The 13395-nt window shown below is 63.1% G+C and carries 13 protein-coding genes; 5 read left to right on the top strand and 8 right to left on the bottom strand.

Annotation, left to right across the window (positions count from 1 at the left end):
- The first annotated feature begins 98 nt into the window (after positions 1-98).
- Genes SJ05684_RS18525 through SJ05684_RS18510 form a run of 4 tightly spaced genes read left to right on the top strand, consistent with a single transcriptional unit; the run spans position 99 to position 4011 of the window.
- Complete coding sequence (locus tag SJ05684_RS18525) at positions 99-1379, top strand: NAD(P)/FAD-dependent oxidoreductase (RefSeq protein WP_083846216.1); 1281 nt, start codon at positions 99-101, stop codon at positions 1377-1379.
- Between the two features lie 17 nt (positions 1380-1396).
- Entirely contained in the window at positions 1397-2368 is a 972-nt protein-coding gene (locus SJ05684_RS18520) for an amino acid ABC transporter permease (RefSeq protein ID WP_050980114.1), read from the top strand.
- Entirely contained in the window at positions 2358-3239 is an 882-nt protein-coding gene (locus tag SJ05684_RS18515; protein WP_034857170.1) for a DMT family transporter, read from the top strand. The genes SJ05684_RS18520 and SJ05684_RS18515 overlap by 11 nt, the downstream gene beginning before the upstream one ends.
- Before the next feature lie 16 nt (positions 3240-3255).
- The gene (locus tag SJ05684_RS18510) at positions 3256-4011 is read left to right on the top strand and encodes an amino acid ABC transporter ATP-binding protein (RefSeq protein WP_034857168.1); all 756 of its coding nucleotides are present in this window, start codon (positions 3256-3258) and stop codon (positions 4009-4011) included.
- A gap of 51 nt (positions 4012-4062) precedes the next feature.
- Here SJ05684_RS18510 and SJ05684_RS18505 read toward each other — a convergent pair whose 3' ends face one another.
- Entirely contained in the window at positions 4063-4875 is an 813-nt protein-coding gene (locus tag SJ05684_RS18505) for a PfkB family carbohydrate kinase (RefSeq protein WP_034857166.1), read from the bottom strand.
- An 83-nt stretch (positions 4876-4958) separates the two neighbouring features.
- Positions 4959-5972: an SIS domain-containing protein gene (locus SJ05684_RS18500; RefSeq protein WP_034857164.1), complete on the bottom strand. Its 1014-nt coding sequence runs from the start codon at positions 5970-5972 to the stop codon at positions 4959-4961.
- 234 nt (positions 5973-6206) lie between these two features.
- Here SJ05684_RS18500 and SJ05684_RS18495 point away from each other — a divergent pair, with 234 nt between their 5' ends.
- On the top strand, positions 6207-6938 hold the full coding sequence (locus SJ05684_RS18495; protein ID WP_034857222.1) for a GntR family transcriptional regulator: 732 nt from the start codon (positions 6207-6209) through the stop codon (positions 6936-6938).
- A gap of 123 nt (positions 6939-7061) precedes the next feature.
- Here the strand turns inward: SJ05684_RS18495 and SJ05684_RS18490 are convergent, their stop codons facing one another.
- From SJ05684_RS18490 to SJ05684_RS18465, 6 genes are all read right to left on the bottom strand, one after another.
- A complete protein-coding gene (locus SJ05684_RS18490; RefSeq protein ID WP_083846215.1) occupies positions 7062-7895 on the bottom strand; it encodes a maleylpyruvate isomerase family mycothiol-dependent enzyme in 834 nt (277 codons plus the stop codon).
- Positions 7895-8959 (bottom strand): cupin domain-containing protein, encoded by a 1065-nt coding sequence (locus SJ05684_RS18485; RefSeq protein WP_050980113.1) that lies wholly within the window; start codon positions 8957-8959, stop codon positions 7895-7897. Before SJ05684_RS18485 ends, SJ05684_RS18490 begins: the two co-directional genes overlap by 1 nt.
- A gap of 66 nt (positions 8960-9025) precedes the next feature.
- Complete coding sequence (gene maiA, locus SJ05684_RS18480) at positions 9026-9673, bottom strand: maleylacetoacetate isomerase (protein WP_034857161.1); 648 nt, start codon at positions 9671-9673, stop codon at positions 9026-9028.
- Positions 9674-9675: 2 nt separating this feature from the next.
- Positions 9676-10371 carry a fumarylacetoacetate hydrolase family protein gene (locus SJ05684_RS18475; protein ID WP_034857159.1) on the bottom strand — a complete coding sequence of 232 codons (696 nt, stop codon included), beginning with the start codon at positions 10369-10371 and terminating at the stop codon, positions 9676-9678.
- Positions 10372-10429: 58 nt separating this feature from the next.
- Positions 10430-12400: a TRAP transporter permease gene (locus tag SJ05684_RS18470; RefSeq protein WP_244426682.1), complete on the bottom strand. Its 1971-nt coding sequence runs from the start codon at positions 12398-12400 to the stop codon at positions 10430-10432.
- Positions 12401-12462: 62 nt separating this feature from the next.
- Positions 12463-13389 (bottom strand): TAXI family TRAP transporter solute-binding subunit, encoded by a 927-nt coding sequence (locus SJ05684_RS18465; protein ID WP_244426681.1) that lies wholly within the window; start codon positions 13387-13389, stop codon positions 12463-12465.
- Positions 13390-13395: the final 6 nt, after the last annotated feature.

Genomic DNA, 13395 nt, shown 5'->3' with positions numbered 1-13395 from the left:
CCGCGCGTCTATTGGACGCGCAAAAGGTTGCTATAGACCTGAGAGATCATGCAGTAGCCGTCCGCGGTTCCGCCATCGTCGTCTCTGCGCGAGGGAAAATGTCTTATCCCGATACCTATTACAAACAGACGATGACCGACTGGAAGGTCAGACCAGTTCTATCTGGTGCGGTCGAATGTGACACCGTGATCGTCGGCGGTGGCCTTGCTGGTCTGACAACTGCGCTTCAGCTGGCGCGTGCCGGTCAGGCGGTCGTCGTGCTTGAAGCCGAAAGTGTCGGGTTTGGGGCGTCCGGTCGCAATGGCGGCTTTGTCAGTCCCGGCTTTGCGACGGGAAGCGACAAGATCGCGGGCATCGCAGGGGCCGAGGTGGCGCGGCAAATTCACCTGCTATCGATCGAAGGGGTCGAGTTTGTTCGCGATACGATCGGTGCCCTGAAGATCGAGGGGGCAAGGCCGCAACATGGCCTTACCAGCGTGCTGCGCTACGATGACGGCGAGAGCCTCAAGGTTCATGCCGAGGAGATGGAGCGCGCCTACAGCTACCATCTCGAATATCTCAATACCGAGCAGGTTCGCTCGGTGCTGAAATCCAAACGCTACTTCCATGGCCTGCGCGATCCAATGGCCTTCCACATGCACCCCCTGAACTATCTTCGCAGCATATCGGACGAGATCGAGCGTCTGGGCGGCCGGATCTACGAAGGGTCGGCCGCCACGAAATGCGCGCTTGGCGGCGCGGAGAAGGTCATTGCCACGGCGGGAGGCCGGGTGAAGGCGCGTCGGGTGGTTTTCACGACCGGAGGCTACACCGGTCCACTGAACGGGCGGTTGAAGCGTTCCTTCCTGCCGATTGCCACCTACGTCATGCTCAGCGAGGAGGCTCCGGACCTCATCCGCACGGCCATCGCAACAACGGACGCGATAGGGGACAATCGCCGCGCCGGCGATTATTACCGCCTGGTCGAGGGCGGAAAGCGCCTGCTTTGGGGCGGACGCATCACCACCCGCGCTGCCTCGCCCGCGGCCCTTGCGGCGGAGCTCAGGCGCGAGATGGTCGGTATCTATCCGCAGCTCAAGAACCTAAAGACGGCACTCGCCTGGTCCGGTCTCATGTCCTATGCGCGCCACCTGATGCCACAGATCGGCGAGATGCAGCCCGGCGTCTGGCATTGCACGGCCTTCGGCGGACATGGGCTGAACACGACGGCGATCGGCGGCAAGCTGGTGGCCGAGGGCATTCTTGGCCAGTCCGAACGCTACAAGCTGTTCAAGCCATTCGGCCTCTCCTGGGCCGGCGGCTACGCCGGGCTGGCGGTCGCCCAACTCACCTACTGGAAACTACAGGCACAGGACTGGTGGCGCGAGCGCGCGGCCTGAACGCCGGAGAGAATGACATGATTGGTCGCCTGATACTGACTTATCCGGAGGCGGCGCGACGCTCCGGGATGTTTTTCATGCTCGCGCTCGTCACGGCTGCAATCTACGGTCTCGGGGTCAGCCCGGACTGGATCCGCCATATGCTGCCCACATCATCGGAATGGCTGAAAGCCAATCCCGCGCTCGGCCAACTGCTGAGCGCAGCGATGATCGCTCTGATCGCGGCCATGAACTGGGAGGCATTGCGACAGTTGCCGCGCCGCCTGCAGGTGGTCGCCGTCTGGATCGAGCTCTTCGCGCTCCTGATGCTCTTCTTCTATTCCTTCGACCTGTCATTCGCCTTCATCGCGAAGAAGATCGGCTTCCTGATTTCTCAGGGCGTTCTCACGACGCTCTTCATCTCGGTGATTTCGATCTTCATAGCGACGGTGATAGCGCTTGCGGGAGCCATCGCCAAGCTGTCCAGGAACGGCGTGCTCTACGGGCTTGCCACCTTCTACACCTCGCTCTTCCGCGGCTTGCCGCTGCTCATGCAGATCTACATCATCTATCTCGGGCTGCCGCAGGTGGGCTATGTCATCGGTGCGGTCCCGGCCGGCATTCTCGCGCTTTCCTTGTGCTACGGCGCCTACATGACTGAAATCTTCCGGGCGGGCATTGAAAGCATCCCGCGCGGCCAGACGGAAGGGGCGTTCGCCCTCGGCCTCAGCCCAAGCCAGACGATGGGGCTGGTGGTCCTGCCGCAAGCGATGCGCGTGATCATCCCGCCGACCGGCAATCAGTTCATCGCCATGCTGAAGGACTCCTCGCTCGTCTCCGTCGTCGGCGTCTGGGAACTGATGTATCTCGCCCGCACGCAGGGACAGACCGAGTTCCGCCACATCGAGATGCTGATCACCGCTTCGATGATCTACTGGGTCCTTTCGGTCTGCCTCGAATACCTGCAGTCCCGCATCGAAGCCCGGTTCGGACGCTTCAATGTCCGTTGACGCGAATGTCAGGCCGGCCGCGGCCGGCATGCGGCGCAATCTCCGCGCCGCTTCACTCGGCTTTGCGGCCTTCGCCGTCTTTTCGGGCACGGATGCGCTGGTGAAGCTACTCGCGGTCCGGCTGGCGGTGCCGCAGGTAACATTCATGGTGACGCTTGCCGCCATGATATCGCTCAGCGCCCGCGCCGGCATCAAGGGTGCCGGGGCATCCCTGATGCCGCGTCATCCGGGGCTTGCGCTGCTGCGGGCGCTGTTGCTCGCCATCGACACTTTGCTGATCTACTATGCCCTCTCGCTGCTTCCCCTCGCCGAGGCCTATCTGCTTGCGTTCCTGACCCCAATGCTGGTGGCAGTCCTGGCTTTCCTTCTGTTGGCCGAGCGTCTATCGCCGCTCGCCTGGAGCGGGGTCGTGATCGGTTTCCTCGGCGTTGCGATCGCGCTTCGGCCAGGAATCGCACCGCTGAACATCGGTCATGCCAACGCTGCCGCCTCCGCCCTGGTGTTTGCGCTCTCGCTCCTCTTGTTGCGGCGCGCAAAAGCGACCGAATCCGATCTGGCGCTCGTGTTCACGCTGCTCGTAGTGCTGACTGTCGTCGCACTCGGGGTCGCGGTGGTAGGGGGTGGCCTGGCGCCGGTCGGGCCGATGGACCTGTTTGTCGCCTTTGCGGCGGGCCTGTTGCTCCTCGCCGGACACCTGCTGCTAGTCCGGGCGTTTCGTATGGGCGATGCCTCGGTGGTCGCCCCCTTCCAATACAGCCAGATCATCTGGGGCTGCCTCTATGGGGCACTGTTCTTCTCCGCCCCGATCGAACTTCATACGTTGGCGGGCGCGCTCGTCATTGTCCTATCCGGCTGGCTCGTTCTGAAATGACATCCTGGAGATGAGAATGCCCGCACCGTTCGACTTTGCCTCCTCGGAGATCACCATCAGCGGCGTGCATAAGTGGTATGGCCACTATCGCGCGCTCAACGACATCAATCTCTCCATCGCGCCGCGCGAGAAGGTGGTGATCTGCGGACCCTCGGGGTCCGGCAAGTCAACACTGATCCGCTGCGTCAATCGTCTCGAAGCCCACGAACAGGGCCGGATCATCGTCGGCGGCATCGAACTCGGCGCGGACGAGCGCAAGGTCGACGCTGTGCGCAGGGAAGTCGGCATGGTGTTTCAGCAGTTCAACCTGTTTCCCCACCTGACGGTCCTGGAGAATTGCGCTCTGGCGCCGATGTGGGTCAAGAAGATGCCGCGCAAGCAGGCAACAGAGATCGCTATGCATTATCTGAACCGGGTGCGCATCCCGGAACAGGCCAACAAGTATCCCGGGCAACTTTCCGGCGGCCAGCAGCAGCGGGTGGCGATCGCAAGGGCGCTCTGCATGAACCCCAAGATCATGCTGTTCGATGAACCGACGTCCGCTCTCGATCCTGAGATGGTCAAGGAGGTACTCGACACCATGGTCGCTCTGGCCAGCGAAGGCATGACGATGGTCTGCGTCACTCATGAGATGGGCTTTGCCCGCCAGGTGGCGGATCGGGTGATCTTCATGGATCGGGGCCGAATCGTCGAAGAGGGCGCGCCGGATGAATTCTTCGCCCGCCCGAAGACCAAGCGCACGAGCCAGTTCCTCAGCCAACTGCTGCACTGACGCAAGTGCCCCGTGCTCGGGAACCGAGTATGCGACTTGATCGGAACGGGTTCAGAGTTGCTGCGGCTCCTGCGGGAATCCGCCAACATGCGTGCATGTGCGCGCCGCCAGATCACGTCCTTTCTCGAGGCATTTCACAAGGCAGCGCCCCTCAAGGTGGGTAACGATGAAGCCGGCGATGAAGCTATCGCCGGCGCCGGTGGTGTCGACCACTTCGACCGGGCGAACGCCGACTGACGCACGTTCGACCGCGTCACTGGCGCATGAACCACGCGCTCCGCGCGTGATCACCGCAAGCCGCGCACCGCGTGCCAGGAAATCATGGATCAGCCGTTCTGCCTTGCCGTCCTCCTCTCCGGCAGAGCCGAAGGCGATCGAAAGTCCCTCGACGCCGAGATCGGCGGCGGCGGCATTGACCGATACGTCCTGGGAAACACTGACACCGGCTCTTGAAAGTGCCCGACGCAGCGCCCCGCCATCGTCCAACCATCCGATATGCACGTGGTCCATCGTCTTCAGGACCTCGAGATCGGCAGCATGCGGCCGGTAACCGGCGCAGGCGCCGAAGTCCTCATGAAGGAAAACCCGATCGCCGTCGGCGGTAACGTCGATTTCCGTGTAAGCGGTGTTGACGTCGCGTTCGCACAGGTGGTCGACTAGAACGCCGTTCTGCTGCAATAGCCGGCGAACCTGGGCGCCATCACGGTCACGACCCACCGCGCCGAAGTAGAAGGACTGGTGGCCCAGAGCCGCGAGTTGGACGGCGACGTTGATCGCATTGCCGCCGACATAGGACTGCCCCAGCGGCGGACGAAAGCGATCGATGCAGTTGTCGCCGACGGCAGCAATGCGGAAGGATGTCATGGCGTTCTCTTGATGTTACGCGGCAAGGCCGCGGATGCCTAGTCATCCGCGACCCTCAAGCCGAGCGATTAGGCGCCGATCGCTCAATAGGCAACGCGCTTGTAGTAGCGGCGCGTCGTCAGCGGATGATTGCGCATGACCTCCAAATGGGCGCTGATGCGCTCGAGGACGGTGGCAAGGACGATCGGCGAGACGAGGCCGCGCACTTCCGGCGAAATGCCGGGGAGAGTGAAATCGGCGGTGTCTAGCACCGTCAGTTTCTCCGTGTAATTGGGAGCGAAGTTCTGCACTCGATCGGCAAGCTGCCGCAGCTTGTCCTCGCCCTTAAAGAGAATGACGCTGACGCCCCTTTCCACCAGTTCCAGGGTGCCATGGAAGAAATCGGAGGCATGCACAGGACGTGTGCGAATCCACTGCATCTCCTCCAGAATGCACATGCCGTAGTAGAAGGCCTCCGGCCACACGTTTCCGGCGCCGGTGACAATGTGATAGTCCGAGCCGGCCAGGATCCTGGCGAAGCCTTCCGCCTTTTCCTCGTAACTGCGCTTCACCTCCAGAAGAAGTTGCGGCAGGCCTTCGAGTTCGTTCACGATCTGCTCGTAGTTCGCGATCTCGCCGCGGTGACGCATGATCGAAAGTGCGATGAACAGGGACTGGAGATAGAAGGATTCGCAGGAGGTGTCATCCTCGGCGAAATTGACGAAGGCGTGGTCGCCGCCCTTTCCGAGCGGGGTATTCTCGTGTCCCACCAGCGTCAGCACGGTGGCGTCGATCTCCTTCACCTTCTCAAGCAAGGCAACGCTTTCCTTGGTGGTGCCGGAGAGGGAGGGGATGACGACGATCGACTTGTCAGTGAGGTTCGCCGAGCCAGTAATGACGAGCTCGGCCGGCAGGTCGACGAAGGCGGGAAAGCGCGACATGCGCTGCAGCAGCTGGGCTGCCGGCTGCATCAGGATGGCGGCGCCGCCGGTGCCGAGGAAGAAGATATTCTCCGCGCCGTTCCTTAGGCAGGACCCGATGACCTCGTCCAGTCGCGCCCGCAGGGCAATGGCACCGGATTGAATGCGAAGGAATCTTTGCTCGTCAAAATTCAGCATGGCTCTCTCTCGTTAGATGGCAGGCGATCGCCGCACCCGTCGCTGGGCTGATGGCATGTTGTAAGACAACTGACAACATTGCGCCGCGGTGTCAAGGGAGATGTTTTGCAGATCAACAAAGGATGATGCGCGGCGATGGTCGAGAGCTCGACAGCAGCAATGTACCGCGCCCTTGACCCCGATGAATTTGTCAGACAAGAAAGCCCAAGCATCTTGATTTTGGAGTCACGGAAATTGGACGAGCCACTTCGCGACACGCGCACTCTGGTGATCCAGCTTCGCGACCGAATTGCGGGGCTGATCCGTGATCAGGGGCTCAACCCGGGCGACAAGTTGCCGACCGAAGCGCAGTTGACGCAACGCTTCAAGATCTCCCGACCGGCCCTGCGCGAGGCGCTGAAGCTGCTCGAGCAGGACGGCGTCATCTATGTCGAGCACGGGCGCGGTCGGTTTGTGTCCGCGATGTCGGCCGTTCATGTGGACAGGCCCCTTACGGTGTTCGAGAGCGTCACCGACATGGCGCGACACTACGGCTATGCAACCGTGAACAAGGTGCTGTCGATCGCCGAGGAAATGCCGGACGCGACTGTGGCCGGGCAACTGAGGCTAAAGCTGGGAGAGCGCGTCGTCCGCCTCGAGCGGCTGCGCCTGCACAAGGACGAGCCGATTCTCTATTGCGTCGACTATATGCCGCGGAACATCATTCCCGCGCGGCTCTACGACGTCGACTGGGGCGGCTCCCTGCTCGACCTGCTCGAAGAATTCAAGAACCGGCCCCGCATGTCCGCCGCAACCGTATCTGCTGTCACGCTGCCGGACGATGTGGTTCAACGCAACGACCTGCGTGATTTCGGCCCGGCATTGCTCATTCGTGAGACCTGCTTCAACGCGACCGGCGTACCCGTCGTCTACGCCATCGACTATCACCGCGGAAGCCACTTCTCCTTCAGTCTGGTGCGCAAATAGACGGCCGCGGCGCTTGTAGGCCGCACCGTCCAACCGAGCGGTGTCCGGGTGGACAAGGCGCCTGTTTCCCTCCTACCTAGCGTGATAGCTGCTGCCTACGAGGGCTTACCTACCGCGTGCTCGTCAACTGGATCCCGATTCGGTGGGTGAAGATATCTGTAGTTCCACCGGCAATGGTCCGATTAATCCGAGGGTTGAGCGAGGCTCTTCGGGTAACACGCCGCCGGCCACCTGCAGTCCGCGTACACCCCGGCCACAGAGCCATTGAGCGATATCCGCCGCTCTTCCCGTCACGGCGATTTCGGGCGCGTTGCCGACCACGAGCGGTTCCGGCCGGTCGGAGAAGGAAAGCGAGAAAGGGCGGCCGGTATAGGCTGCCGCATAGTACCGGATCAGGGGATCAATGAAGTCCGGTGGCATGTCGGCAAACCGACCGCCCGCCGCCAAATCCACCGCGTGGAGCCATAGTGCGCGGGCCCGGATTTCCGGGGTATCACGCAGCGTTACACGCCGGCCCGCGGCGTCTTCGACCGAGGCGTCCCAGCCGGCATCGCTCAAGTCGCGCCATTCCACATTGAGGTGGACTCCGGAATGATCGAAGAGATGGCGGAGAGCGCGCGACGGCAGGCTCGCTCCGAGCACGACATCGCTCGTCGATACCTGTGCCGCCTCTGGGAAGGGCCCCAGCTGCCCCGTCCGCGCCCAGGCGACCATTTCGCTTATAAGCCGGGCATGATAGCCGATATGCGCAATGATGTGACGCCGCGACAGCCCCGGCAGCGCCGATGGTGCGTCGAGATCGCGGTCCGACAGCTCGTTGAGGAGGCGCGCGAAATAGGCCGTGCCGCGCCGCGCCCAATCGAGTTGGCGGGCGGGTGCGGCGGGCGCATCGTACCGGGCGCCGCTGCCCTGCCGGGCCCGAAGGGCGGCGCGCGCCTCCTCGATGCTCTCGCTCATCAATCGCCCGCCTCGACATGGGCGCGCGCAAAGTTCAGCCGCTCCATGATCGGCGCGTCGGAGAAGCGGAACAGATCGAACTGGGTTTCGGCCTGGAGCGACCACGGCACCCAGGACGGGATCACGAACAAGTCGCCGATGTCGAGCTTATGCGTCACCCCGTCGATGACGACTGCGCCCTTTCCCTCGAAGACCTGGAAGACGGACGAGCCTACCTCCCGCCGCTTCGGGGTCGTTGTGCCCGCACGCAGACGATGGAACTCACAGCGGATCGTCGGCATCACGTCGCCACCGTTGGTGGGATTGACGTAGCGGATGGCCGCGTGGCCCTGCTCCACCGTCGCGGGCTGCCCTTCTTCCTCCAGCAGCAGCTGCTCGGTCAAAGCGCGGTCCGTGTGCTCCCAGCGGTAGGCACCGATGGGCGAGCTGACGGTGTCGCGAAGCCCGGACAAGGGCCGCAGGCCCGGATGGCACCAGAGCCGCTCACCCCGTGAAAAGCGCGGGGTGGCATAGTCGGTTACCCGGTCCGAGCCGAACTCGAAAAAGCCGACGTCGTTGTGCTGAGCAAAGGGGATGTCGAGCCCGTCGATCCAGGCCATGGGCTTATCGGTATCATTATGATGACCGTGGAAATGCCAGCCCGGGGTCAGGAGCAGATCGCCGCGGCTCATGCGTACCGGATCGCCGTTGACCACGGTCCAGACGCCTTCCCCCTCGACCACGAAGCGGAAGGCATTCTGCGCATGGCGGTGCTCGGGAGCGGTCTCCCTCGGGCCGAGATACTGGATCGCCGCCCAGAGCGTCGGGCTGACATAGGCATGGCCGCCCAGCCCCGGATTGGCCAGGCCGATGGCTCGCCGCTCGCCGCCCCGCCCGACAGGGACGAGCTCGCCGGAGCGTTGCGCCAGCGGCAGCAGGTCCGCCCACTTCCAGACATGAGGGACGGCCCGCGGCTTGGGATGGATCGGCATCAGGTCGCCGAGTTGGGTCCACAGCGGAAGCAGGCACTGCTCTTGGAACCCCTTGTAGAGCGCGCGCAGTTCCGGCGTCTCCTCAGGCTGCATCGCATGGGCCGGCGCGTTTTCTGTCTTCTCAAGCACAGCATATCCTCCTGCTTGCGAGTTTGATGGTTAGGCAGCGTCCGGCTGGTTTGGCGGGGCGGCATCCCTGAAGGCAGGGATCTGATCCAGCCGTTTGAAGATGCGATCGATCGTCGGCCATGCCGAGGTACGGATGTCGAAGCGGCGATTGTTCCAGACTTGTGCGTAGAGACAAAGGTCGGCGAGCCCCGGCTCGTCGCCATGGCAGAATACGCCGGTCCTCGGATCCGACGACAGCATCTTTTCCAGCGCCTCGAAGGTGGTTTCCACCCAGTGAGTGAACCATTCCTTCTGTGCCGCCTCATCAGCGCCGAAGCAGTCTGCCAGATAGGCGAGCACCCGGAGATTGTTGAGGGGATGGACCTCGCACGCGATCATAAGCGCCAGCGCCCGGACCCGCACCCTGCCATCGGAATCGGTTGGCAGAAGGGCAGGCTCAGGATGGTTTTCCTCCAGCCATTCGATGATCGCCAGCGATTGGGTCATGATCGTGCCATCCGGGCCCTCCAGCGCGGGCACGAGGCCGGCCGGGTTCATCGCCAGGTATTCCGGCGTGCGCGTGTCTCCCCGCCGCAGGACATAAGGCACGTAATCATAGTCCAGGCCCTTGAGGTTCAGCGCAGCGCGCAGCCGCGTGGACGTCGAGGAGCGGAAGAAATTGTGCAGCGTCAGGGTCATTGTTACGCCCTGGGGCCGATCCGGGTGCTGATCTCGCCCAGCCCCTCGATGCTCACGACGCACACGTCGCCTGGCACCAGCGCTCCCACGCCTGCCGGAGTGCCGGTCATGATCAGATCGCCCGGCGCAAGCGTGACGGAATGCGACAAGAACGAGATGACCTCGGGCACTGACCAGATCAGCTCGTTCAGATCCGCGTCCTGCTTCGTCTCGCCGTTCACGGTGAGCCGGATCGAGCCCTTTTCCGGATACCCGACCTTCGCCACCGGATGAACCGGACCGATGACGGCGGAGCGGTCGAAGGCCTTGCCGAAATCCCACGGACGCCCTTTGTCTCGGGCTTGAAGCTGCAGGTCGCGCCGGGTCAGGTCGTTGCCGATGGCGTAGCCCCAGACATGCGTCAGAGCGTCCGCCTCGGGAATATCGCGCCCGCCCGTGCCGATGGCGACCACCAGCTCCGCCTCGTAATGGAAGTTCTCCGTCTGCGGCGGGTAGGCGACGGTTTCGCCCGCATCCACGACTGCGTCTGCAGGCTTGCTGAAGAAGAACGGCAATTCGCGCTCCGGGTCCTTGCCCATTTCGCGGGCATGGGCGGCGTAGTTCCTCCCGACACAGAAGATGCGCCGCACCGGAAACCTGTCAGGGCTATCGGCAACTGCCACAGTCGCGACCGGTGGGGGAGAAAAGACGTAGGACATTTGTGTCTCCTTGTTGTCGAGTTCAGCCAGGTTTGCGAAATAGCTACCAGCCGATCTGTCATTGCGCGGGATGGGGAACGGAAACCTGGCTTTGCCTGTCCCGGCCCAGCAGCCAGAGCATAGCCAGCGCGGCAAAGCCCGCCCCGTTGATCCAGAGTGTTGCTGCTCCGAGAATTCCCGGTGGCAGCAACAACGCCGCGCCCGCGAGCCCTGTCAGGATGCGGCGGAAAATGCCGGCCGGGCCATGCAGCCAGCCGATGAAGGCGCTTGAGATCGCGTAGACGCCCAGGATCGCCGTGGCGACCGCGACCACGATTTCGACCGGATCGCCCATCAGGAGCAGGGCGGGCGAGAAGACGAACAGGAACGGGACAATATAAGCGGTCCAGCCGAAGCGCATCGACTCGAACGCCGTCGCGAGCGGGGGAGCCTTCGCGATCGACGCCGCGAAGAAGGCGCCGATCCCGATGGGCGGCGTCACCATCGACATCATGCCGAGATAGAAGATGAAGAGGTGTGCAGCGATGGGCTCCACGCCCGTCTCGATCAGCGAGGGCGCGACGAGCACGGCGAGCAGCAGGTAAACGCCCACGGTCGGCATGCCCATGCCCAGGACGAGGCAGACCGCAGCCGAAATGAGCAGCAGCAAGAACAAATTGCCCTGCCCCAGATCAACCAGCGCGAAGGTTACGGCAAATCCGAGACCGGTCACATTCAGCACACCGATGATAAAGCCCGCAGCAGCCGAGATCATGATGATGTCGACGATGGACTGGCCGCTTTCTACGGCGGCACTCCAGAGGTCGCGCAGGGACATGCGGGCTTTGCCGTAGCCCATGAAAAGCCCGATCAGCAGGGCCGCACCGCCGCCCCACAGAGCCGCGGTCTCGGCCCGCTGGTTGAACCAGAACAGCGCGGCCACAATCGCCGCAAAGGGCAGCGCGAAAACCCATCCACGCGACAAAACGCGGCCCACGGGAGGAATGACCTCCCCCTCTACCGGCCTGATATTGTGCTTGGCTGCCTGAAGGTCGGCCTGCACATAGAGAGCGACATAGTAGAGCAGCGCCGGCACGATCGCTGCCACGACGATTTCCGAATAGGGCTTCTGCAGGATGTCGGCCATCAGGAAGGCCACCGCGCCCATGACCGGCGGCGCGATCTGACCGCCGGTCGAAGCGACCGCTTCGACAGCCGCCGCCGTGGTACGGCGGAAACCCGAATTGATCATCAGCCGGATGGTCACCACACCAGTCGCGACGATGTTCGACACCACCACGCCGGAAATCGAACCGAACAGAGCCGATGCGACGATGGAGATCTTCGCGGAGCCGCCGCGCCTGTGGCCCATGCTGGCGAGTGCGATATCGTTGAAGAAATCGGCTCCGCCCGAGCGCAACAGAATCTGGCCGAAGAGGACGAAGGCGACCACTACCGTCGCCGCGACGTTAAGGGTTATCCCGAACAGACCGTTCGGATCGAAGGCGAGATAGACCGCCATGCGCGGCGCCTGAACTTCGCGCGTTTGCAGGATGCCCGGCACCATATGGCCGATAAGCCCGTAGAGTACGATCGCCAGCACGACGATGACGAGCGTCATACCCACCGTCCGGCGCAAACCTTCGAGCACAAGGAGAAACAGCAAGCCGCCGCCGACGAGCGCATCCCACGGCAGCATCATGGCGCTGGAGAGGAGGGCTGGGTAGGCCCAGGCTACATAGAAGGAAAGGCCGAGGCCGAGCGCGGCGAGGATCAGATCGGGGATCGGCGGCGAACCCTTTGCCTCGTCCGAAGATCGAGCCCTGCGGAGAAGGAAGACGAGCGCAAGGCTTAAGCCTAGGATCACCGCCAGGAACTGCTCGGTATAATAGGAGTAGCCAAGCCTGGACGCGAGGTCAGCGGCCTGCGCAACAGCAACCAGGGTCAGGGTGCCGGCGAGCGCATGGACCAGGTGACGAACCCATGGCGGCCCGCTCACATCTTGCGGCACTTCGGTTCCGGCTGCGATTTGCGAGATGTTGTCGGTCACTCTATACCCTTCCGATCCAGCTCAACCCGGGTGGCGCCAGCGCCGCCCGGGGAGACACAAGACTATTTGGACTGCTTGATGCCGCGCTCTTCGAAGAAGGCGACTGCGCCGGGATGGTATTCCAATCCCGGATAGCTCTTGTATGCAGTCTCTACATTGAGCGCCCTGAGTGGGGGATAGGCCGTGCCGATGGCTTCGACGTTGTCAAAGATGACCGCGAGGAATGATTTCACCTGCTCGTCCGGCACGTGGCTGCCCGCAAGGAGGACGTTATCCCAGGTCACGAACATCGTTGGCTCCTCGACCCCGACCCGGGCCGGGGCGGGGGCAATCTCGGAGAAATAGAAAGCCGGGCGCACCGCCTGAATCTTCGCAAGGTTCTCGTCATTGGCTTCGACGGCCAAAAACCGGACGCCGCCGACCGAGGCGTCTATCTCGGCCACCTTCGGTCCGCCGACGGCGAAGAAGGCGCTGTCGACCCGGCCGGAAGCCATGTCATCCGAGCCGCGGATCAGCTCCGGTACCGGAACCTGTTTGACGTCATCCCAGGTCAATCCGCCGGCGGCAAGAATGGCCGTGATGTGGGACCGCGCGATGGGAAAACCATCCCAGCCCGAGGGCACGCTCTTGCCCGCGAGGTCAGCGACCTTGGTCATCCCGGAGCTTTCCTTCACATAAAGCCCGACCGGGAACGGGTTGATCCGCGCAACGGCACGCAGATTGGGCAAGGCAGCGCTATATTCGCCGCTGCCCGCGACCGCCGAAATGGCATCGTTGACATCGTTAAGTGCGAACTCCGCGATACCTTCGTTCAGGGCCTGCATCATCTGTGCATTGCCGCCGTAAGGCTGCACCACCATGCGCAGATTGCTGCTTTCGCGCGCCTGACCGGCGATGACGGACGACATGGTGTTCCAGACCGATCCCTGAGGCGGGGTCGCGATGGAACTGACCTGCGCGGTGGCGGGCACGGTGAGCCCGAGCGCCAAGCCGGC

It is taken from the genome of Sinorhizobium sojae CCBAU 05684 (assembly GCF_002288525.1).
Lineage (GTDB): Bacteria > Pseudomonadota > Alphaproteobacteria > Rhizobiales > Rhizobiaceae > Sinorhizobium > Sinorhizobium sojae.
Note: the sequence above shows the minus strand (reverse complement) of the source record. Positions and strands in the feature narration are given on the sequence as shown.

Excerpts from the sequence above, each read along its gene's own strand:
- SJ05684_RS18525 (WP_083846216.1), top strand. The coding sequence starts at position 99 with ATGTCTTATCCCGATACCTATTACAAACAGACGATGACCGACTGGAAG.
- SJ05684_RS18520 (WP_050980114.1), top strand. The coding sequence starts at position 1,397 with ATGATTGGTCGCCTGATACTGACTTATCCGGAGGCGGCGCGACGCTCC.
- SJ05684_RS18515 (WP_034857170.1), top strand. The coding sequence starts at position 2,358 with ATGTCCGTTGACGCGAATGTCAGGCCGGCCGCGGCCGGCATGCGGCGC.
- SJ05684_RS18510 (WP_034857168.1), top strand. The coding sequence starts at position 3,256 with ATGCCCGCACCGTTCGACTTTGCCTCCTCGGAGATCACCATCAGCGGC.
- SJ05684_RS18505 (WP_034857166.1), bottom strand. The coding sequence starts at position 4,875 with ATGACATCCTTCCGCATTGCTGCCGTCGGCGACAACTGCATCGATCGC.
- SJ05684_RS18500 (WP_034857164.1), bottom strand. The coding sequence starts at position 5,972 with ATGCTGAATTTTGACGAGCAAAGATTCCTTCGCATTCAATCCGGTGCC.
- SJ05684_RS18490 (WP_083846215.1), bottom strand. The coding sequence starts at position 7,895 with ATGAGCGAGAGCATCGAGGAGGCGCGCGCCGCCCTTCGGGCCCGGCAG.
- SJ05684_RS18485 (WP_050980113.1), bottom strand. The coding sequence starts at position 8,959 with ATGCAGCCTGAGGAGACGCCGGAACTGCGCGCGCTCTACAAGGGGTTC.
- maiA (WP_034857161.1), bottom strand. The coding sequence starts at position 9,673 with ATGACCCTGACGCTGCACAATTTCTTCCGCTCCTCGACGTCCACGCGG.
- SJ05684_RS18475 (WP_034857159.1), bottom strand. The coding sequence starts at position 10,371 with ATGTCCTACGTCTTTTCTCCCCCACCGGTCGCGACTGTGGCAGTTGCC.